Here is a 20,252-nt window from a genome sequence, read left to right as displayed (position 1 = left end):
ACGCAGTTGAGATGTACCCGTGCCTATCGTGCAACTAAAGTACACTGTCGCATTACGTGCTGAAGTAGCTGTATCAATTTTGCTCATTACTGGCATTCACGCGACATAACCGTTGACAACAAGGGCGTGATGCTGATTAAATGGCGTTTTCAGTAATCTCCAGGGCTGGCGCCCGGAAGACATCAACATAAAAGATCCAGGAGGAACTGATGAACCCATTGGCCGCTGAATTGAACGAGCAGTTAGCGCAGCACAGCCCGCACGTTTTGGAGATGCTCTCCGATCTCGGCAAGAATCTCTTCTTTCCGAAGGGCATCCTGACCCAGTCGGCAGAAGCCAAGGAAAAAGCTCATAAGTTCAACGCCACCATCGGCATCGCCACCGAAAACGGCGGCCCGATGTATCTCTCCTGCATTCAGGATAAACTCTCCTCCTTCGACCCGAAGGACATCTTCCCGTACGCTCCTCCCGCCGGCAAGCCGGAACTCCGCTCCCTTTGGCGGGAGAAGATGCTGCGTGAGAACCCGAGCCAGGTGGGCAAGCACTTCAGCAACCCGATCGTCACCAACGCGCTCACCCATGGCCTCTCCATCGTCTCCGACATGTTCGTCGACAAGGGCGACCACCTCATCCTTCCGGACATGCTCTGGGGTAACTATAACCTGACCTTCGGCACCTGCTCGGGCGCCATCGTGAAGAAGCACCCGACTTTCACCGCGACCGGCGGCTACGACATCGACGCTTTCAAGGCCGTGCTCCAGAACTCCGCCGAGGAGAAGGGGAAAGTCATCGTACTGCTGAACTTCCCGAACAACCCCTCCGGCTACACCCCGACCGTGGAAGAGGGTGACGCCCTGGTGGCCGCCATCAAGGAAGTCGCCGAGGGTGGCTGCAACGTGGTTGCCATCACCGATGACGCCTACTTCGGCCTCTTCTACGAGAACAGCCTGAAGGAGTCGCTGTTCGGCAAACTGGCCAACCTGCACCCGCGCATCCTGGCCATCAAACTCGACGGCGCCACCAAGGAGGAGTTCGTCTGGGGCTTCCGTACCGGCTTTGTCACCTTCGCCGACGGCAACGACTACGAGAACGCTCCGGTCATCAACGCCCTCGAGAAGAAGGCCATGGGTATCATCCGTGCCCGCATCTCCAACTGCCCGCACCCCTCCCAGACCTTCGTGATCGAGGCGCTCCGCTCTCCGGAATTCCTCGCCCAGAAGGAAGAGAAGTTCCAGGTCATGAAAGGGCGCGCCCTGAAAACCAAGGAAGTGCTCAACCGCGGCAAGTACGAGAAGGCGTGGGATTACTACCCGTTCAACTCCGGCTACTTCATGTGCCTCAAGCTCAAGACCGTGGACGCCGAAAAGCTGAGGGTCCATCTGCTCGACAAGTACGGCGTGGGCGCCATCTCCACCACCAAGACCGACCTCCGTATCGCCTTCTCCTGCATCGCTGAGAGTGACATTCCGGAACTGTTCGACATCGTCTATAAGGGCGTACAGGACCTGACCCCGGGGATGTAAATCGGGAAGAAGGTTCGCTTCGTTAAATGAAAGGCCCACCGGCAATCCCGGTGGGCCTTTTGTGTTTAAAGTCCCCCTTGTTAAAGGGGGATTTAGGGGGATTTGCCTTTGGTGCCCGCATCCAATGGCCAAAGAAAAAGGCGGATCTGCCATTGGCAAATCCGCCTTTCCTTATAGATCAGGATTGATCCGCAGTTATCCGTTCAATCCGTGTCATCCGTGTTCTATCACGGTTTTAGGTGTTTAGTTGATCAGCTTCCCGATGCTGCCGAAGCGGACGCGCATCTTGGTGCTGTCCCAGGACCAGTACTTGATGAACGCCAGACCCTTGATCTTATCCATGGTGACGAAGCCCCAGAAGCGGCTGTCGTAGGAGCGGTCGCGGTTGTCACCCATCACGAAGTAGGAGTTGGCCGGAACTTTGACCGGATCCTTGAAGTCGCGCGGGTTCATCTCCTTGGGAATGACGTCGCTCTCCTTGTGGACCTCGTGCGGGTTCTCGTAGAGCTTGCCGTTCACATAGACGTGCTTTTCCTTGATCTCGACGGTGTCGCCCGGAGTGCCGATGACGCGCTTGATGAAGTCCTTGGAGGGGTCTTCGGGGTACTCGAAGACGATGACGTCCCCCCGGTGGGGATCCCTGATCTTGAGAAGGCGGGTGTTGGTGAAGGGGATCTTGGCCCCGTAGATGAACTTGTTAACGAGGATGTGGTCGCCGATGGCGAGGGTGTCTTCCATGGAGCCGGAGGGAATCTTGAAAGCCTGCACGACGAAGGTTCGGATCACCATCGCCAGCAGGACCGCGATCAGGATGGACTCGACGTACTCCCTGACGATGTGTTTGCCCTTGTACGGTTTGACCTCCGGTTTGGCGGGATCTCCCTCTACCGGTTTGTCGGCTACCACATTCTTGTAATCTTCCATAAAAGTCTTTTCCCCTTTTGGTTGCGCGGAGATCCTTCTCTGCCGGTGGCTAACCCTCGACCTTGAGGATGGCCAGGAATGCCTCCTGCGGCAGTTCCACGTTTCCGACGTTCTTCATCCGCTTCTTACCTTCCTTCTGTTTCTCCAGGAGCTTGCGCTTCCTGGTGATGTCGCCGCCGTAGCACTTGGCGAGTACGTCCTTCCTGAGCGCCTTCACGGTTTCCCTGGCGATGACCTTGGTGCCGACCCCCGCCTGGATGGCGATCTCGAACATCTGGCGCGGGATCAGCTCTTTCATCTTGGAAACCAGTTCCCGGCCGCGGTAGTAGGCCTTGTCCTTGTGGATGATCAGGGAGAGGGCGTCCACCACCTCGCCGTTGATCATGATGTTGAGCCGCACCAGCTCGCTCTGGCGGTAGTCGAGTATCTCGTAATCGAGCGACGCATACCCCTTGGTGATCGATTTCAAGCGGTCGTAGAAGTCGAGCACCACCTCGTTCAAGGGCAGCTCGTAGACCACCATCACCCTGGTCGGGGTGAGGTACTTGATCTCCCGCTGCACGCCGCGCTTCTCCTCGCAAAGGGCCAGGATCCCGCCGACGAAGTCGTTGGGGACGTGGATGGAGGCGAGGATGAACGGCTCCTCGACGTAATTGATCTCCTGGGTGGGAGGAAGCTGGTTGGCGCTCTGGATGGTGATCATGCTCCCGTCGGTCCGGTGGACCCGGTAGACGACGGTCGGGGCGGTGGTGATCAGCTCGAGGTTGAACTCGCGCTCGAGCCGCTCCTGAATGATCTCCATGTGGAGAAGGCCGAGGAAGCCGCAGCGGAAACCGAAGCCAAGCGCGATGGAGGTCTCCGGATCGTAGGAGAAGGAGGAGTCGTTCAGCTTGAGCTTGGCGAGCGCGTCGCGCAGCTGCTCGTACTGGGAGGTGTCGATCGGGTAGAGCCCCGAGAACACCATCGGCTTCACTTCCTTGTAGCCGGGGAGCGGCGAGTCGCACGGGTTGTGCAGCTGTGTGACGGTGTCACCGACCTTGGCGTCGGCCACTTCCTTGATGCCGGCGATGACGAAACCGACCTCGCCCGCGGTAAGGGAGTCCACTTCGCGCATGTCCGGCGAGAAGACGCCGACCTTCAGGACCTCGTGGGTCTTGCGGGTCGACATCAGCTGAATCTTGTCTCCCTTCTTCACTACCCCGTCGATGATCCGGACCAGGATGATGACCCCCTGGTACTGGTCGTACCACGAGTCGAAGAGGAGCGCTTTCAGCGGCTTGTTGGGGTCGCCCTGCGGGGGCGGGATCTTCTTGACGATCTCTTCGAGGATATCTTTGGTGCCGATCCCTTCCTTGGCGCTGGCCAGCACGGCGTCGTGGGTGTCGAGGCCGATGATGTCCTCGATCTCCTGCTTGACGCGCTCCGGCTCGGCGGCCGGAAGGTCGATCTTGTTGAGCACCACGAAGACTTCCAGATCGGCATCGAGAGCCAGGTAGACGTTGGCAAGCGTCTGGGCCTCGACCCCCTGGGAGGCGTCCACCACCAAAAGCCCCCCTTCGCAGGCGGTAAGGGAGCGCGAGACTTCATAGCTGAAGTCCACGTGTCCCGGGGTGTCGATCAGGTTGAGGATGTAATCCTTCCCGTCGTTGGCCTTGTACCTAAGGCGCACCGTCTGGGCCTTGATGGTAATTCCACGCTCGCGTTCCAGATCCATCTTGTCGAGGAACTGGTCTTGCTTTTCCCGTTGAGAGAGGGTGCCGGTGAATTCGAGGAGGCGGTCTGCGAGGGTGGATTTCCCGTGATCGATATGGGCGATTATGGAAAAGTTGCGAATGTGCTCTATTACCATACTGTCCTTTATCCGGTCGAGTTTAACTAATGAATAGTATAGAACTGCCAGTTGATTGTAAAGGGATTTCTCCCTGTGTATACCCTGGAAGGTGCGCCGCTGGCGGCTTCGCGAAATTGTAAGTTTTACCCCCCGTGCTAGAGTTTTAAATGAGAAGCGAAGCGGAAGGAGCTGCTTTCAGCGGCCACCCGCCGCGGCTCCTCTGCCGGAGGTGTCATCCATGTCGATCATTCCAGTTTATGTCCCGCCCGGCTTTTCCTCCCCGGGGCTCTCAGATGCCCCGCCGGTCCGGGTTTCTCCCGCCCCGGCAGATGGAATCCTTCCCGACAACTACCACGGAACCTCGAACTTCCCCGAATACGTACATCTTGGCGGCGGTGACTGGGTGCTCGCGGCCGAGAGCAGGATGGATTGCGTCCTGGTGCTGAAGGGGAGGTCACTTGAAGTGGTCGAACCGCGCCGGGTGAGGAAGGGGGATCCGGTGGTGGTGGGGAGGACCGAAAACGGGGAGGAGGGGATCTTCGTCCACGTGGGAGGTTTCCAGTCCTTCGGCGAGGGAGCCCCCGACAAGTTCTCCTTCCGCAGCCGCGGCACCCGCGAGACCCCTTTTTCCCGCTCCTATGATGAGCTTTACAAGGTGCTCCGGGAGGACCGCGAGGGCGGTTTCATCGTCTGGGTGCTGGGCCCCGCCGTCGCTTTCGACAAGGACAGCCGGAGCGCGATGCAGGGGCTCGTGGAAAGCGGCTTCTGCCATGCCCTTTTGGCGGGCAACGCCCTCGCCACCCACGACCTGGAGGCGGCCCGCTTCCGGACCGGGCTTGGGCAGGACATCTACACCCAGGCCTCCCAGCCCCTTGGCCACTACAACCACCTGGACATCATCAACGAGGTGAGGAAGAGGGGCTCCATGGCGGCAGCCATCGAGGAGCTGGGACTTGCCGACGGGATCATGTACGCCTGCTACCGGAAGAAGATCCCGATCGTGCTGGCCGGATCCATCCGGGACGACGGCCCGCTTCCCGAGGTGATCGGCGATGCCTACCGCGCCCAGGACGCCATGCGGGAGATCGCCAAGAAGGCTACCACGGTGATCGCGGTCGCGACCCAGCTGCATTCGATCGCCTTCGGCAACATGGTGCCGAGCTACCACGTGCGGCAAGACGGCACGGTGCGGCCGGTCTTCTTCTACGTCGTCGACATGACCGAGTTCTGCGCGGACAAGCTCGCCAACCGGGGCTCCGCCCAGGCGATGGCCATCCTTACCAACGCCCAGGATTTCATCGTCAACCTTTGGAATAACCTGAAGCAGACGGAAGGAAACGGCGGCGAGGTGGGAGAGCTGGAGTAATAGCCAGAAAGAGGGTAGGGCAATGCGGGAAAGTATCAGGATAATCGGGGTGCCGATAGATTTGGGGCAGGCCCAGCGGGGCGTGGATCTTGGGCCCGGTGCCCTCCGTTACGCGGGGATCGCCGCCCATCTGGCTGCCCTTGGGTTCGAGGTCGAGGACGCCGGCAACCTTCTCGTTCCCGTGCGTGACGTGCTCGCCCATGAGCGCGAGGTACACTTTCTCCCTTCCATCAGCAAAATCTGCGAGGCCGCCTACCAGGCGGGGCGTGCAGCCATCGAGGAGGACTTCATCCCGCTTTTCATGGGGGGCGACCATTCGCTCGCCATCGGCTCCATCGGCGGCATCACCCACGATGCCCCGGCCGGTATCATCTGGATCGACGCCCACGGCGACTTCAATACCCCCCAGACTTCCATCACCGGCAACATCCACGGCATGTGCGTCGCGGCGCTTGTCGGGGAAGGTTATCCCGAGCTGGTCAACGTGGGAAGGCCGGGGCGGAAGGTGAAGCCGGAGGATGTGGTGATGATCGGGCTGCGCGAGCTCGACCCGCAGGAAAAGATCCGGCTCCGCCAGAGCGGGGTGGCGGTCTACACCATGCGGGACATCGACGAGCGCGGGATGGGGCGGGTGGCGCGGGAGGCGCTGGCGAGGCTCGGGCATCTCGACCGGCTGCACGTGAGTCTCGACCTGGACGCGCTCGATCCGCTGGAAGTCCCCGGGGTGGGGACGACGTCGCCGGGGGGGCTGAGCTACCGGGAGGCGCAGCTGTTGATGGAGATCATCGCCGACAGCAGAAAGCTCGTCGGCATGGATGTCGTCGAGATCAATCCCATCCTCGACCACCGCAACAAGACCGCCAAGATCGCCGTAGAGCTCACCGCGTCCCTTTTCGGGAAATCCATCATTTAACCCACGCAGTTCGCGAGCACCGGCTCGTGTATAAGGTCGATGAGGATGGGATTGTAGTGATCGGCTGCCGGTATCACTACTAGCCTTAGTTCTTGATGTTTCCGTTCAGCTCGGTGAGGAGGGTGTCGATGTCGAGTTTGTGGACGGAGGCGCCATGTTCGAGCTCTTCGAAGTCGGCGATCTGGCAGTCGAAGCAGTCCAGGCCGTGGCGCTGGAAGACGGGGAGGGTTTCGGGGTAACTTCTCAGGATGCTGGTGATGGTCATTTCCTTGGTGATCATGGCCTTGCCTCCCGACCGGTGCGGGGACCGGCCCCGCCAGGTGCCTGTCCCTCTATTTTTACTGGCTGACGAAAAACAAAAGGCGCCCGCTGACACAGGCGCCTTTAACATTAGCAGACACTCCCTTTACCGGCAACCCGGAGCAAGTTGTCAGGTCTCATGTCTCTCTCCGTACTATCTTCCGAACTTCTTGTCCAATGCCGCCTTGACCACGGGCGGAACCAGCTTCTCTACCGGACCGTTCAGTGAGCTCACTTCCTTCACGATGGAAGACGAGAGATAGCTGTACGGTACCGACGTCATCATGAAGAGCGTTTCCACGTCCTTGGTGATACTCCGGTTCATCTGCGCCAGCTGGAACTCGTACTCGAAGTCGGAAACCGCGCGCAGACCACGGACGATGACGGAGGCGCCGCGCTCGCGAACGAAATCTACCAGCAGGCCGTCGAAGGTTTCGATGGTGGCCTGGGGGCGGTCCGCGAGTATTTCGGTCAGCAGATCGATCCGTTCCTTCACGGTGAAGAGGGCATTCTTTTCGGAGTTTCTGGCCACGGCGACGATAACGCCGTCGAAGATCTTAAGGGCACGCTCGATGATGTCGAGGTGACCGTAGGTAACAGGATCGAAGGAACCGGGGTAGACTGCGAGTTTCAGGGGCACTGTTCACCTCTGTCGGTTAGGGTTAGGAAAGAGAGGGCGGTGTCGCCATAAACGCGGCGTTCGTATTCCTGCAAGCGGCCAAACGCGGTGGGGATCTGCTCTTTCGCCGAGAACTCGGCGACCACCGTGGTCCCGCCGTCCACCAGCGGGGAGTGGGAGAGATGCTCAAGGATCCGCTCGGTGTGCCCTTCGCTGTACGGCGGATCGAGGAACACCAGGTGAAAGGGGGCCTCGTTTCGCTCCAGGTTCTTGAGGGCGAGGGCGGCTTCCTGCACGACCACCTTCGCTTTCCCCGTAAAATGGGTCAGTTCCAGGTTCTTCTTGACGATCTCGGCGGATTCCCGGTGGGAATCGACGAAGACCGCGTATTGCGACCCTCTGCTGAGGGCTTCGATGCCCAGGTTGCCGGTGCCGGCGAAGATGTCGAGCACCCTCATGCCGTCAAACTCTCCCAGGCGGCTCATGAGCATGCTGAACAGGGCTTCCTTCACCCGGTCGGCGGTGGGGCGGACCCGCATGTTCTTGGGCGCGTGAAGAGTGCGTCCCCTGGCTTCGCCAGCGATTATCCGCATTATGGTTGGCCTCTAAACCTCATCCCACGTCCCCTCCACCTTCTTTGCCTTCGGTGCGGCCGGCTTTCAAGAGATGGGGTGACTTAGAGATGGAGGGAAACTATTATAAATCAATCGGAAGCGGCAGTACTTACAGTACAATGTCCCTTTTATGAGACAATATTTGTAAACACAGTTATTATCATGACGGGTGAGATGCCGTCAATGCCAACTTTGGTGTTGACAGTGTCATTTCCCGGTATATAAATACGTTACTTTGGAAAACCATCATTAAGCTTGAGGTGTACACGGATGAGAGACGGGCAGTCCATGGAACGTGCCGATCTGGCGGGATACGCCGCCCAAAGCAACACCTCCCGCGGGCGTAAATATCATGAGGAGTTTCGCGACAATCGCCCCGCCTTCGAGCGCGACCGCGACCGCATCATTCACTGCGCCGCCTTCCGGCGCCTCGAATACAAGACCCAGGTTTTCGTCAACCACGAGGGGGATTACTATCGCACCCGGCTCACCCACTCTCTGGAGGTCGCCCAGATAGGGAAGGGGATCGCGAGGCGCCTGGGGCTCAACGAGGAGCTGACCGAGACGCTGGCCCTGGCCCACGACCTTGGGCACACCCCGTTCGGGCATACCGGCGAGGAGGTCCTCAACCGGCTCATGCAGGGCGCGGGCGGCTTCGAGCACAACCTGCAGTCTCTGCGCGTGGTCGACGAACTGGAGGAGCGCCACCCCAACTTCAACGGCCTGAACCTGTCGTGGGAGGTGCGGGAAGGGATAGCCAAGCATTCCTCGCAGTACGACACCCCCCTCCACCCCTATGCCGAGTTCCTCCCCGGGGTCGTTCCCACCATCGAGGCGCAGCTCATCAACCTGGCCGACGAGATTGCCTACAACAACCACGACATAGACGACGGGCTCAAGTCCGGCTATATCAACCTCGCCCAGTTGAAGAAAGTCTCCCTGTGGGAAGAGGTGCACGAGGGGATCCTCAGGAAGTACCCCAATATCGACGTCGAGCGGGGTGTGTGCCAGACGGTCAGTGCGCTGATCGGCGTACTGATCAACGACCTCGTGGTCACCACCGCCGCCAATATCGAGCAGCTGGGGATCGAAACCCAGGAAGACGTCCGGCGGGTCAACAAGCAGGTTGTTTTCTTCAGCGAATCGATGGCCGAGCGCAACGCGGAGCTGAAGCGCTTCCTCTTTCAGAACCTCTATCGCCACTACAAGGTGGAGAGGATGCGGGTCAAGGCGGAGCGCTACCTGAGTGAGCTCTTCGAGACCTACGTGAAGCATCCGACCCTGCTCCCCTCCAAGCACCAGGCGAAGATGGAGCGGGAAGGGCGGGAGCGGGTGATCTGCGACTACATCGCCGGCATGACCGACCGCTTCGCGCTGGACGAGTTCAAGAGACTGTTCGAGCCGTACGAGAGGGTGTAAGAGGGGAAGCCCCCCTTCGCAAAGGGGGGAGAGGAGGTAAAAGGGGGGAGAGAGGAGAAAGGGGGCTGGCGGTCTAGCCCCTCGGCAGCTCCAGCCGCGGCTCCTTGGCGGGGCGGTAGATAAGTAAGGTCCTCCCGAGCACCTGGGCCAGGTCGGCGCCGGTCGCTTCGCACAGTTGTTCGGCCACCTCGTGGCGGTCCATGAAGCAGCTCTCCAGTATCTTCACCTTGATGAGCTCGTGGCTATCCAGCGCCTCGTTGGTGGTGGCCAGCACCGCCTCGCTGATGTCGCTTTTCCCCACCGTCACCACCGGCTTCAGCGAGTGTCCCAGACCCCGCAAAAATCTCTTCTGTTTACCAGTCAACATGCCTTGCGTTCCTTTTCCCTCTGCACCATCCGGCTCACTGCCGAATCGGCACGTCACGGTCTTGAGCAAAAGTTTCATTTATTAGCGAAAATCTCCGTCGGGTTATAGCATCGACTGGCGAGTAAGGTCAAGCGAGCCATGTCGGCGGCAGCCGGATAGCCGTCAGATAGAAGGCGAAAGAAGCACTTTTTGCGCGCTCAGGGCGGAAAAACGCGGGGTCTTGGTGGGTAAGTAAAATCTAATTTAAATCAATACCTTTACCCGCTCATTGGCCTTGACTCCGCCTGGTCCCGATGCTAATCTAGCGAAAATTTGCTGAACGACTGCCTTTTAAATTAGCCCTGTGAGGTTAGCAAAGGTGACGCAAGAGTCCTTCTTTCTAAGTTTTATCGGAAGAGCCTTACGCCTTTTGTGCGCGTGAAGGCTCTTTTTCATTGTTAAGTGCGTGGAATCAACTGTTTATGATCGAATTCCAGGGGGTCCAAATGGCTGAAAACACTGTAATTTTGGACGGCAACGGAGTAAAGCGGGCGCTCACCAGGATCGCCCACGAGGTGCTGGAGAGGAACAAGGGGGTAGACGGCGTGGTGCTGGTCGGTATCCGGACCGGCGGCGTCCACCTGGCCCACGAATTGGCCTGCCGCCTCCTGGAGATCGAAGGGGTCGAGGTCCCGGTCGGTGCGGTGGACATCACCATGTACCGCGACGACATCAAGGGACACGCCGAGCACCTGCCGGTCGGCAAGACCGAGCTTCCCTTCGGCATCGAAGGGAAGAAGGTCGTCCTGGTGGACGACGTCCTCTTCACCGGGCGGACCATCCGCGCCGCCATGGACGCGCTGATGGACCAGGGGCGTCCCTCCTGCATCCAGCTGGCGGTCCTGGTCGACCGCGGGCACCGCGACCTGCCGATCCGGGCCGACTTCGTCGGGCGCAACGTCCCGACCAGCAGGAGCGAGAACATCGCCGTCGACTTCGACGCCGACAACCACCCCACGGAAGTCATTTTGCAGAAATAGAGTCACTCTCATAACCGCGAACGTCTAACCACGAACATCTGTCAATGTCAGGGGGGGGTATGGGTTTCAGGCACAAAGACATCATCGGACTCAAAGATCTGACCAAGGAAGAGATCGAGCTGCTGCTCAACACTGCTGACAGCCTCAACGAAATCAACAGCCGCGACATCAAGAAGGTCCCCACTCTGCGCGGCAAGACGGTGGTCAACCTCTTCTACGAGGCATCCACCAGGACCCGCACCTCCTTCGAAATTGCAGCAAAACGCCTCTCTGCCGATACCATCAACATCTCGGCATCCACCAGCTCGGTCACCAAAGGCGAAACCCTCCTCGATACCGCCCAGAACGTGCTGGCCATGAAGCCCGACATCATCGTCATGCGCCACGCGATTTCCGGCGCGCACGAGTTTCTCGCGAAAAGGGTCTCCTGCTCGGTGATCAACGCCGGTGACGGTGCCCACGAGCATCCCTCCCAGGGGCTTCTCGACATGCTGACCATGCGTCAGAAGTTCGGCAAGCTGGAAGGGCTGAAGGTCGCCATCGTCGGCGACATCACCCACAGCCGCGTGGCCCGGTCCGACATCTACGGGCTTACCACGATGGGCGCGAAGATCTTCGTGGCCGGCCCGCCGACCATGATGCCGATCGGCATCGAGCGGCTGGGGAACGTCACCGTCTGCAAGGACATGCGTGAGGCGGTACACAAGGCAGACGTCGTCATGATGCTCAGGATCCAGCTGGAGCGCCAGGGCAAGACCCTGCTTCCGAGCATGCGCGAATACTCCCGATACTATGGTTTGAACCCCGACATGCTGGCCCTGGCCAAGAAGGACGCCATGGTCATGCACCCGGGTCCGATCAACCGCGGCGTGGAGCTCGCCTCGTCGGTGGCCGACTGCGACCAGTCCTACATCCTCAAGCAGGTGGAAAACGGCGTCGCCATCAGGATGGCCATGCTCTACCACGTCTGCGGCGGGGAGCCGAGCGAGGGGTAAGGGGAGGGGGGGAGGCCCATTTCGGCCGGCCGAAATGGGGAGTTAACCTTCCGATAACGCTCAGTATTTTTCGAAAAAGTGTACCCGATTCTAATGAGTCATTCAACCCAATTGCTTCTCTAAAGAGGTGCTGAATATGAATCTGTTGATCAAAGGCGGGCACGTGATTGACCCCTCGCAGGGGATTGACGAAGTGATGGATATTCTGATCGCCGACGGCGTCATCCTGGAGCTTGGCCAAGGGCTGACCGCTCCGGAGGAGACCGAGTCGGTCGACGCCACCGGGCTGATCGTCACCCCGGGGCTCATCGATATGCACGTCCACCTGCGCGACCCCGGTCTGGAATACAAGGAAGACATCGCCACCGGTTCCCGTTCGGCCGCGGCCGGCGGGTTCACCTCGGTGGCCTGCATGCCCAACACCTCCCCGGTCAACGACAACAAGGCCGTTACCTCCTACATCGTCAACAAGGCGAGGAAGGAAGCGATGGTCAACGTCTTCCCGGTCGGCGCCATCACCAAGGGGAGCAAAGGGGAGAGCCTGGCCGAGATGGGCGATCTCAAGGAAGCCGGCTGCGTGGCCGTTTCCGACGACGGCAAGCCGGTCTGCAGCAGCGAGCTGATGCGCCGCGCCCTCGAGTACGCCAAGGGGATCGGCATCACCGTCATCACCCACTCCGAGGACCTTTCGCTGGTGGGAGAGGGTGTCATGAACGAGGGGCCGGTCGCCACCGAGCTCGGCCTCAAGGGGATTCCCTGGGTGGCCGAGGACGCCGCCGTGGCCCGCGAAGTCTACCTGGCAGAGTTCTGCGGCGCTCCGGTCCACATCGCTCACATCTCGACCGCCGGTTCCTGCCGTATCATCCGTAACGCCAAGGCCCGCGGCGTCAAGGTTACCTGCGAGACCGCACCGCACTACTTCACTCTGACCGACGAGGCGGTGCTCGGCTACGACACCAACGCCAAGATGAACCCGCCCTTGAGAAGCGCGGCCGACCGCGATGCCATCAAGGCTGCGCTCGCCGACGGGACCATCGACGCCATCGCTACCGACCATGCCCCGCATCACCCGGACGAGAAGGACGTCGAATTCAACCTTGCCTACAACGGCATCGTCGGCCTCGAGACCTCGCTCCCCCTTTCCCTCAAGCTGGTGGAAGAGGGGCTGGTCGATATGAAGAAGCTGGTATCGCTCATGTCCTGCAACCCGGCCAAGATCCTCGGTGTCGAGCGCGGGACCCTGAAGTGCGGGGCGGTGGCAGACGTCACCATCATCGACCCGAACCGGAAGTGGGAAGTGGTGGCGGAGAAGCTGGAGTCCAAGTCGAAGAACAGCCCGTTCATCGGCTGGGAGATGAAAGGCGCCGCCGCCTACACCGTCGTGAAGGGGCAGGTAGTCAACAAGAAGTAGTTTCCTGCCTTTCCCCTTCCCCTGGAGGGAGGGGGCGAGGGGGTGGGGGACGCCGGTGGTTGGGGCGATGCCGGAAGTAGCAAAAATCCCCCCTGTCCCCCCTTCGCAAAGGGGAGGACCTGCCGCCGGTTGACGAGGAGAGTTCCGCCAACTGGGGGCAGAGTTCCGATGCTGGTTCACCACATTTAGGTTGTTAACGTAAATTGCCGACGCTTGACTGGTTGGCGCAGCAATAAAAACAGAATTGGAGAAGATATGAAAGCAGTGCTTGCTCTGGCGGACGGCCGGATCTTCACCGGTAAGGCCTTCGGCGCAACGGGCGAAACGAGCGGTGAGGTGGTCTTCAACACCGCCATGTCCGGCTACCAGGAGGTCCTTACTGACCCCTCGTACAAGGGGCAGATGGTCACCATGACCTACACCCAGATCGGTAACACCGGCATCAATCCGGAAGACATCGAAAGTAACCAGCTCTACCTCTCCGGCTTCATCGTGAGGGAGTACCTGGACTGCTACTCGAACTGGCGCGCCACCATGAGCCTGGACGCCTACCTTAAGGAGAATGGCATCGTCGGTATCCAGGGGATCGACACCCGCGCGCTGACCCGTCACCTCCGCGACAAGGGTGCCCAGAACGGCATCATCTCCACCGTCGACTTCGATCCGGAGAGCCTGGTCAGAAAGGCCCGCGCCATTCCTTCCATGAGCGGCCTCGATCTCGCCACCGGCGTTACCTGCGACAAGCCCTACCACTGGACCCAGGGGCTGTGGGACATCACCGATGGCTATCCGCAGATCGACAAGCGGGACCTCAAGTACAAGGTGGTCGCCTACGACTTCGGGATCAAGCTGAACATCCTGCGCTGCCTGGTCTCCGCCGGCTGCGACGTGACCGTGGTCCCGGCCACTTTCCCGGCCGAATCGGCCCTGGCCATGAACCCGGACGGGATCTTCCTCTCCAACGGCCCGGGCGATCCGGAGCCGATGAAAGAGGCCATCGAGAACATCAAGAAATTCGTCGGGAAGAAGCCGATCTTCGGGATCTGCCTCGGGCACCAGCTCCTCGGCCTGGCTCTTGGCGGGCGCACCATGAAGCTCAAGTTCGGCAACCACGGCTCAAACCTCCCGGTCATGGACATGAAGACCAGGAAGGTGGAGATCACCGCCCAGAACCACGGCTTCTCGGTGGACATCATCTCACTCTCGCACGCCTGCGAGCTCGGGCACGAGAACCTGAACGACCAGACTGTCGAGGGGATGGCTCACAAGAACCTCCCGATCTTCTCGGTACAGCACCACCCGGAAGCCTCCCCCGGTCCCCACGATTCGCACTATCTGTTCAGCAGGTTCGTGGAGATGATGGAGAACCATAAGGGGTAGAGTTCGAAAGTCCCCCTTGAGTACCATGAACTACCTTGCTCTTTACAACTCCGGTGAACTGAGCCGGCGGATCCGCGAAGGGTACCGCCGGCTTGCCGCGTGCGACCTCTGCCCCCAGAACTGCGGGGTGAACCGGCTGGCGGACGAAGTGGGGTGCTGCGGCGCGGGAAAGATGCCGCGCATCGCTTCTGCCAACATCCACCGGGGAGAGGAACCGCCGATCTCCGGCAGCAAGGGATCGGGCACCATCTTCCTCTCCGGCTGCACGCTGAGCTGCAAATTCTGCCAGAACTTCCCCATCAGCCAGCTCAGTAACGGCACCGACCTGACGGTGACCGAGCTGGCCGGAAAGATGGTCGGGCTGCAGAAGCGGGGCGCCCACAACATAAACTTCGTGACGCCGACCCACTACACGCCGCAGATCATGGCGGCCCTCTTCGTGGCAATCGGCAAGGGGTTCCGGATACCCATCGTCTGGAACACCAGCGGCTACGAGAAGGTCGAGACCCTGAAGCTTTTGGACGGCGTGGTCGACATCTACCTCCCCGACATGAAGTACGTCGACGACGAGGAGGCGGTCAGGCTCTCGGGGGCGCCGGGATACCGGGAGATCAACCGGGCGGCGGTGAGCGAGATGCTCAGGCAGGTCGGCCACCTCGAGTGCGACGATAACGGGATCGGGGTTAGAGGGATGATCATCCGTCACCTGGTCCTTCCCGAGGGTAGGGCAGGGAGCACCGGAACGCTTCCCTGGATTGCCGGGCACCTGGGAAAAGAGACCCACATCGCACTGATGAGTCAGTATTTTCCGGCTCATGCCGCCACCTCCACCCCCGGGATCGAGAGAAGGGTGAACGCGGAGGAATACGGCGAGGCGGTGGAAGCGCTGGAAGACGCCGGGCTGGAAAATGGCTGGGTGCAGGACGAACCGGCTGAATAGACACCAATAAATATCGGAAACGATTTACGAACAGAGATTGGAGATGATTTACCATGCCTAAACGTACAGACATCAAGAAGATCCTCATCATCGGCGCGGGCCCGATCGTCATCGGCCAAGCGTGCGAGTTCGACTACTCCGGCACCCAGGCCTGCAAGGCGCTGAAGGAGGAGGGCTTCGAGGTCGTGCTGTTGAACAGCAACCCGGCGACCATCATGACCGACCCGGACTTCGCCGATTTCACCTACATCGAGCCGGTCACCCCGGAGATCCTGGCCGCCATCATCGAGAAGGAGCGCCCGGACGCGCTGCTCCCGACCCTGGGCGGGCAGACCGCCCTCAACACTGCGGTGGCGGTCGCCGAAAACGGCACCCTCGAGAAGTTCGGGGTCGAGCTGATCGGCGCCAAGCTCCCGGCCATCAAGAAGGCGGAGGACCGCACCCTCTTCAAAGAGGCGATGATCCGCATCGGCCTGGACATCCCGCGCTCCGGCCTCGCCCATAACTACCAGGAGTGCATGGAAGTCATCAAGCACGTCGGCTTCCCGACCATCATCCGCCCCTCCTTCACCCTGGGCGGCACCGGCGGCGGCATCGCCTACAACATGGAAGAGTACGAGCGGATGTCCATGGCCGGCATCGAGGCCTCCCCGACCAACGAGATCCTGGTCGAGGAGTCGCTGATCGGCTGGAAGGAGTACGAACTCGAGGTCATGCGCGACACCGCCGACAACGTGGTGATCGTCTGCTCCATCGAGAACCTCGACCCGATGGGCGTTCACACCGGCGACTCCATCACCGTCGCCCCGGCCCAGACCCTGACCGACAAGGAATACCAGATTCTGCGTGACGCCTCCTTGAAGATCATCCGCGAGATCGGCGTCGACACCGGCGGCTCCAACATCCAGTTCGGCGTGAGCCCCACGACCGGCCGCCTGGTGGTCATCGAGATGAACCCGCGCGTCTCCCGCTCCTCGGCGCTCGCCTCCAAGGCCACCGGCTTCCCGATCGCCAAGATCGCCGCCAAGCTTGCCGTCGGCTACACCCTGGACGAGATCACCAACGACATCACCCGCGAGACCCCGGCCTGCTTCGAGCCGACCATCGACTACGTGGTGACCAAGATCCCGCGCTTCACCTTCGAGAAGTTCCCGGCCGCCGACGCCACCCTCACCACCCAGATGAAATCGGTGGGCGAGGTCATGGCCATCGGCAGGACCTTTAAGGAATCCTTCCAGAAGGCGCTCCGCTCGCTGGAAATCGGCTCTAGCGGCTTCGAGTCCCGCTTCTTCGGGCCGGACGGCGACACCCGCCGGGCGCTGACCGACAAGGAGCGCGCGAAGCTCACCGAGAAGCTGACCATCCCCAACTGCGACCGCGTCTGGTACCTGGGCGATGCCTTCCGCGCCGGGATGGAGGTGGCCGAGATCTATAAGCTGACCGGGATCGACCCCTGGTTCCTGCACAACATCCGCCAGATCATCGAGAAGGAAGAGGAGCTGAAGCAGCTCAACGTGCTCTCGGAGTCGAAGGATAACCTGAAGGACATCCTCTGGGACGCCAAGCGTTTCGGCTTCTCCGACAAGTTCCTGGGGCAGCTCTGGAAGATGCCGGAACTGGACGTGCGCGGCCTGCGGCTGGCCGCCGGTGTCAAGCCGGTCTTCAAACGGGTCGACACCTGCGCCGCCGAATTCGTGGCCCACACCCCGTACCTCTACTCCACCTACGAGGAAGAGTGCGAGGCCGAGCCGACCGACAAGAAGAAGATCATCATCCTGGGCGGCGGACCGAACAGGATCGGGCAGGGGATCGAATTCGACTACTGCTGCGTCCATGGCGTCTTCGCCCTGGCCGAGGACGGCTACGAGACCATCATGGTCAACTGCAACCCGGAGACCGTCTCCACCGACTACGACACCTCCGACCGTCTCTACTTCGAACCGCTCACCTACGAGGACGTGCTGAACATCGTCGACGTCGAGAAGCCCGCCGGGGTGATCGTGCAGTTCGGCGGCCAGACCCCGCTGAAGCTCGCCGTGGCGCTCGAGAAGGCCGGGGTGCCGATCATCGGCACCACCCCCGACGCCATCGACCGCGCCGAGGACCGCGAGCGCTTCCAGGAGATGCTGCAGAAACTCAACCTCCGCCAGCCCGAGAACGGCACCGCCCGCTCCTTCGAGGAGGCCGAAGCGGTGGCCGACCGGATCGGCTACCCCGTGGTGGTCCGTCCCTCCTACGTGCTGGGCGGCCGCGCCATGGAGATCGTCTACGACGTCGATAACCTCCGCCGCTACATGCACACCGCCGTGCAGGCTTCCCCCGAGCACCCGATCCTGATCGACAAGTTCCTGGACGAGGCGGTCGAGATCGATGTCGACGCCCTGTGCGACGGCCAGGTCGCCGTCATCGGCGGCATCATGGAGCACATCGAGGAGGCCGGCATTCACTCCGGCGACTCCGCCTGCTCGCTCCCGCCGTACTCCATGTCCCCGGCCGTCATCGACGAGATCCGCCGCCAGACCAAGATCATGGCGCTGGAGCTGAACGTGAAGGGGCTCATGAACGTGCAGTTCGCCGTCAAGGGGAACGACATCTACATCCTCGAAGTCAACCCGCGCGCCTCGCGCACCTCGCCGTTCGTCTCCAAGGCGACCGGCCGCCCGCTGGCGAAGATCGCCGCCCGCGTCATGGCCGGCAAGACCCTGGCTGAGCTTGGCGTGACCGAAGAGATCATCCCCGAGCACATCTCGGTCAAGGAATCCGTCTTCCCGTTCACCAAGTTCCCGGGGGTCGACACCATCCTCGGACCGGAGATGAAGTCGACCGGCGAGGTGATGGGGATCGGCAAGACCTTCCCGGAGGCTTACGCGAAGGCCCAGATGGGTGCCAACGTGAAGCTCCCGGTCGCCGGCAAAGTCTTCATAAGCGTCAAAGACGCCGACAAAAAACATATTGTCACTCTAGCCAAAAGACTGTATGATCAGGGCTTCGAGCTGGTTGCCACCAAAGGCACAGCGGCCTATCTGCAGAAGGAAGGCGTTGCGGTCCAGGTGGTCAACAAGGTGCTCGAAGGCAGACCGCACATCGTGGACGCGATCAAGAACAACGAGATCTGCATGGTGATCAACACCACCCTCGGTGCGCAGGCAGTAGCCGACTCCTTCTCGATCCGTCGCAATACCTTGATCAACAACATCGCCTACTACACCACCGCCTCCGGCGCCAAAGCAGTAGTAGACGGCATTATCGCTACCTCGCAGAAGAAGCTGGAAGTGAAGTCCATTCAGGAATATCTGAAATAAGCGGCTCAACGGGGGAGCGTGGTTCACGTTCCCCTTTCACAATCCAAACAGCTGAAACGGGGGGCCCTCTGGCCCCCCCATTAGTTCAATAAGGAGTACGAAATCGATGTCCCAGACTGTTCCACTGACTAAGGAAAGTTTCGAGGCACTCCAGGAGGATCTCCGCCGCCTGATCAAGGAGGAGCGCCCGAAGGTTATCCAGGATATTGCCGAAGCACGTTCCCACGGCGACCTTTCCGAGAACGCCGAGTACGATGCCGCCAAGAACCGTCAGGGTTTCATCGAGGGGCGCATCCTCGAGCTGCAGGACAAACTGGCCCGCGCCTACGTGGTCGACCTTTCCAACCTCAAGCCGGACAAGGTCGTTTTCGGCGCCACCGTGACCGTCTACGACACCGGCAGCGAGGAAGAGATCACCTACAAGATCGTCGGCGAGGACGAGGCCGACATCAAGCTCGGCAAGATTTCCTGCACCTCCCCGGTCGGCAAGGCCCTGATCGGCCACAAGCTCGACGACACGGTGCGGGTCACCGTGCCTTCCGGCACCAAGGAATACGAGATCATCGAGATCCGTTACGAGTAGCAGCAAAACCCAACGAAGCAGGACGAACACGGAGGAACACATGGTAACCAAGGACATGACTTTCGCCACCGTCATGAGGATGCACCCGGATGTGGTGAAGGTCCTCGCCAAATACAATCTCGGCTGCATCGGCTGCATGGGTGCCCAGAACGAAAGCCTCGAGCAGGGGTGCTCCGCTCACGGCATCGACGTCGAGGAAATCCTGGCCGACCTCAACAAGCTCTTCTAAACCCGACCTCAGCTCCTTCTTAGGGGTCAGGTCTGGAAATTGACTCGTTAGTCCCATTTCCAGACCTGACCCCTAGGGAGGATTCTCTTTGCACCCCCACTCCCATGCCGACCATCTCGCTCGCCCCAGATGGATCCATCAAGATTCCTGACGAGCTTCGGGACTCCCTGAAGCTGAAGGCAGGCGACCGGCTTGAAGCCGAAATCGTCGACGGTACCCTCCGCCTAACTCCTAAACCAAACAATTCAGCCAAGCCTGTTACCGGCAAGAGCACCAAGCCGGCAAAACAGCTCGATCTGACTGAGCTGGCTTCATCAGCGCCGCATCAGTCGGCGGCTTCGACTGCTCCGGCTAAACGTGGGCTTGCGTCTACGGTTGCCGAAGGGGCCGGCTCGGCGGAAATCGCCCCTTCGGAAGAAAAGCCATTGCCTCTTCAGGCGGGAACGGCAAATCCCCCCTGTCCCCCCTTTGACAAGGGGGGGACCTTGAGCTCTCCCGTTGTCAAAGGGGGGGGGAC

The 20,252-nt window shown here is 60.6% G+C and carries 18 protein-coding genes; 12 read left to right on the top strand and 6 right to left on the bottom strand.

What is annotated here, in order from left to right; all coding sequences use genetic code 11:
- The first annotated feature begins 209 nt into the window (after nt 1-209).
- Entirely contained in the window at nt 210-1,523 is a 1,314-nt protein-coding gene (locus L4X63_RS18930; protein WP_250680224.1) for an aminotransferase class I/II-fold pyridoxal phosphate-dependent enzyme, read from the top strand.
- A 243-nt stretch (nt 1,524-1,766) separates the two neighbouring features.
- On the opposite strand, the gene lepB is transcribed toward L4X63_RS18930, so the two are convergent.
- On the bottom strand, nt 1,767-2,447 hold the full coding sequence (gene lepB / locus L4X63_RS18925) for a signal peptidase I (protein ID WP_250680223.1): 681 nt from the start codon (nt 2,445-2,447) through the stop codon (nt 1,767-1,769).
- Nucleotides 2,448-2,496: 49 nt separating this feature from the next.
- Nucleotides 2,497-4,296 carry a translation elongation factor 4 gene (gene lepA / locus L4X63_RS18920; protein ID WP_250680222.1) on the bottom strand — a complete coding sequence of 600 codons (1,800 nt, stop codon included), beginning with the start codon at nt 4,294-4,296 and terminating at the stop codon, nt 2,497-2,499.
- 220 nt (nt 4,297-4,516) lie between these two features.
- On the opposite strand from lepA, the gene L4X63_RS18915 reads away from it, so the two are divergent.
- Entirely contained in the window at nt 4,517-5,644 is a 1,128-nt protein-coding gene (locus L4X63_RS18915; protein WP_250680221.1) for a putative NPN-dependent ornithine cyclodeaminase, read from the top strand.
- Nucleotides 5,645-5,666: 22 nt separating this feature from the next.
- A complete protein-coding gene (gene rocF / locus L4X63_RS18910; RefSeq protein ID WP_284694716.1) occupies nt 5,667-6,557 on the top strand; it encodes an arginase in 891 nt (296 codons plus the stop codon).
- Nucleotides 6,558-6,642: 85 nt separating this feature from the next.
- Here the strand turns inward: rocF and L4X63_RS18905 are convergent, their stop codons facing one another.
- The 3 genes from L4X63_RS18905 to rsmD all read right to left on the bottom strand — a co-directional run bounded on the left by L4X63_RS18905 (nt 6,643) and on the right by rsmD (nt 8,069).
- Nucleotides 6,643-6,837, bottom strand: coding sequence for a DUF1858 domain-containing protein (locus tag L4X63_RS18905; RefSeq protein ID WP_250680219.1), 195 nt, complete (start codon nt 6,835-6,837; stop codon nt 6,643-6,645).
- A 174-nt stretch (nt 6,838-7,011) separates the two neighbouring features.
- Nucleotides 7,012-7,497 (bottom strand): pantetheine-phosphate adenylyltransferase, encoded by a 486-nt coding sequence (gene coaD / locus L4X63_RS18900; protein ID WP_250680218.1) that lies wholly within the window; start codon nt 7,495-7,497, stop codon nt 7,012-7,014.
- Nucleotides 7,488-8,069, bottom strand: coding sequence for a 16S rRNA (guanine(966)-N(2))-methyltransferase RsmD (rsmD, locus tag L4X63_RS18895; protein ID WP_250680217.1), 582 nt, complete (start codon nt 8,067-8,069; stop codon nt 7,488-7,490). Before rsmD ends, coaD begins: the two co-directional genes overlap by 10 nt.
- A 291-nt stretch (nt 8,070-8,360) precedes the next feature.
- Here rsmD and L4X63_RS18890 point away from each other — a divergent pair, with 291 nt between their 5' ends.
- Nucleotides 8,361-9,509, top strand: a complete 1,149-nt coding sequence (locus tag L4X63_RS18890) for a deoxyguanosinetriphosphate triphosphohydrolase (protein ID WP_250680216.1) — start codon at nt 8,361-8,363, stop codon at nt 9,507-9,509.
- Nucleotides 9,510-9,582: 73 nt separating this feature from the next.
- On the opposite strand, the gene yhbY is transcribed toward L4X63_RS18890, so the two are convergent.
- Nucleotides 9,583-9,876 (bottom strand): ribosome assembly RNA-binding protein YhbY, encoded by a 294-nt coding sequence (gene yhbY / locus L4X63_RS18885; RefSeq protein ID WP_250680215.1) that lies wholly within the window; start codon nt 9,874-9,876, stop codon nt 9,583-9,585.
- 485 nt (nt 9,877-10,361) lie between these two features.
- Here yhbY and pyrR point away from each other — a divergent pair, with 485 nt between their 5' ends.
- The 8 genes from pyrR (at nt 10,362) to L4X63_RS18845 (ending at nt 19,735) form a co-directional block, all read left to right on the top strand.
- Entirely contained in the window at nt 10,362-10,895 is a 534-nt protein-coding gene (gene pyrR / locus L4X63_RS18880) for a bifunctional pyr operon transcriptional regulator/uracil phosphoribosyltransferase PyrR (protein WP_250680214.1), read from the top strand.
- Between the two features lie 59 nt (nt 10,896-10,954).
- Entirely contained in the window at nt 10,955-11,890 is a 936-nt protein-coding gene (locus tag L4X63_RS18875; protein ID WP_250680213.1) for an aspartate carbamoyltransferase catalytic subunit, read from the top strand.
- Nucleotides 11,891-12,026: 136 nt separating this feature from the next.
- Nucleotides 12,027-13,301, top strand: a complete 1,275-nt coding sequence (locus tag L4X63_RS18870; protein ID WP_250680212.1) for a dihydroorotase — start codon at nt 12,027-12,029, stop codon at nt 13,299-13,301.
- 255 nt (nt 13,302-13,556) lie between these two features.
- Nucleotides 13,557-14,681 carry a glutamine-hydrolyzing carbamoyl-phosphate synthase small subunit gene (carA, locus tag L4X63_RS18865; protein WP_250680211.1) on the top strand — a complete coding sequence of 375 codons (1,125 nt, stop codon included), beginning with the start codon at nt 13,557-13,559 and terminating at the stop codon, nt 14,679-14,681.
- 25 nt (nt 14,682-14,706) lie between these two features.
- Nucleotides 14,707-15,621: a radical SAM protein gene (locus L4X63_RS18860; protein ID WP_250680210.1), complete on the top strand. Its 915-nt coding sequence runs from the start codon at nt 14,707-14,709 to the stop codon at nt 15,619-15,621.
- 53 nt (nt 15,622-15,674) lie between these two features.
- Nucleotides 15,675-18,923 carry a carbamoyl-phosphate synthase large subunit gene (gene carB / locus L4X63_RS18855; protein ID WP_250680209.1) on the top strand — a complete coding sequence of 1,083 codons (3,249 nt, stop codon included), beginning with the start codon at nt 15,675-15,677 and terminating at the stop codon, nt 18,921-18,923.
- 106 nt (nt 18,924-19,029) lie between these two features.
- Complete coding sequence (gene greA / locus L4X63_RS18850) at nt 19,030-19,506, top strand: transcription elongation factor GreA (protein WP_250680208.1); 477 nt, start codon at nt 19,030-19,032, stop codon at nt 19,504-19,506.
- 40 nt (nt 19,507-19,546) lie between these two features.
- Nucleotides 19,547-19,735 carry a DUF1858 domain-containing protein gene (locus L4X63_RS18845; protein WP_250680207.1) on the top strand — a complete coding sequence of 63 codons (189 nt, stop codon included), beginning with the start codon at nt 19,547-19,549 and terminating at the stop codon, nt 19,733-19,735.
- Nucleotides 19,736-20,252: the final 517 nt, after the last annotated feature.

The sequence above is a fragment of the Geomonas sp. Red32 genome, assembly GCF_023652955.1.
GTDB lineage: Bacteria > Desulfobacterota > Desulfuromonadia > Geobacterales > Geobacteraceae > Geomonas.
The sequence above is the reverse complement of the archived record's forward strand: the minus strand, read 5'-3'. Positions and strand labels throughout refer to the sequence as shown.

Coding starts and splice junctions, on each gene's coding strand:
- yhbY (WP_250680215.1), bottom strand. CDS start 9,876: ATGTTGACTGGTAAACAGAAGAGATTTTTGCGGGGTCTGGGACACTCG.
- rocF (WP_284694716.1), top strand. CDS start 5,667: ATGCGGGAAAGTATCAGGATAATCGGGGTGCCGATAGATTTGGGGCAG.
- pyrR (WP_250680214.1), top strand. CDS start 10,362: ATGGCTGAAAACACTGTAATTTTGGACGGCAACGGAGTAAAGCGGGCG.
- carA (WP_250680211.1), top strand. CDS start 13,557: ATGAAAGCAGTGCTTGCTCTGGCGGACGGCCGGATCTTCACCGGTAAG.
- L4X63_RS18845 (WP_250680207.1), top strand. CDS start 19,547: ATGGTAACCAAGGACATGACTTTCGCCACCGTCATGAGGATGCACCCG.
- rsmD (WP_250680217.1), bottom strand. CDS start 8,069: ATGCGGATAATCGCTGGCGAAGCCAGGGGACGCACTCTTCACGCGCCC.
- greA (WP_250680208.1), top strand. CDS start 19,030: ATGTCCCAGACTGTTCCACTGACTAAGGAAAGTTTCGAGGCACTCCAG.
- L4X63_RS18905 (WP_250680219.1), bottom strand. CDS start 6,837: ATGATCACCAAGGAAATGACCATCACCAGCATCCTGAGAAGTTACCCC.
- L4X63_RS18875 (WP_250680213.1), top strand. CDS start 10,955: ATGGGTTTCAGGCACAAAGACATCATCGGACTCAAAGATCTGACCAAG.
- L4X63_RS18870 (WP_250680212.1), top strand. CDS start 12,027: ATGAATCTGTTGATCAAAGGCGGGCACGTGATTGACCCCTCGCAGGGG.
- carB (WP_250680209.1), top strand. CDS start 15,675: ATGCCTAAACGTACAGACATCAAGAAGATCCTCATCATCGGCGCGGGC.
- lepB (WP_250680223.1), bottom strand. CDS start 2,447: ATGGAAGATTACAAGAATGTGGTAGCCGACAAACCGGTAGAGGGAGAT.
- L4X63_RS18860 (WP_250680210.1), top strand. CDS start 14,707: ATGAACTACCTTGCTCTTTACAACTCCGGTGAACTGAGCCGGCGGATC.
- L4X63_RS18930 (WP_250680224.1), top strand. CDS start 210: ATGAACCCATTGGCCGCTGAATTGAACGAGCAGTTAGCGCAGCACAGC.
- L4X63_RS18915 (WP_250680221.1), top strand. CDS start 4,517: ATGTCGATCATTCCAGTTTATGTCCCGCCCGGCTTTTCCTCCCCGGGG.
- lepA (WP_250680222.1), bottom strand. CDS start 4,296: ATGGTAATAGAGCACATTCGCAACTTTTCCATAATCGCCCATATCGAT.
- L4X63_RS18890 (WP_250680216.1), top strand. CDS start 8,361: ATGAGAGACGGGCAGTCCATGGAACGTGCCGATCTGGCGGGATACGCC.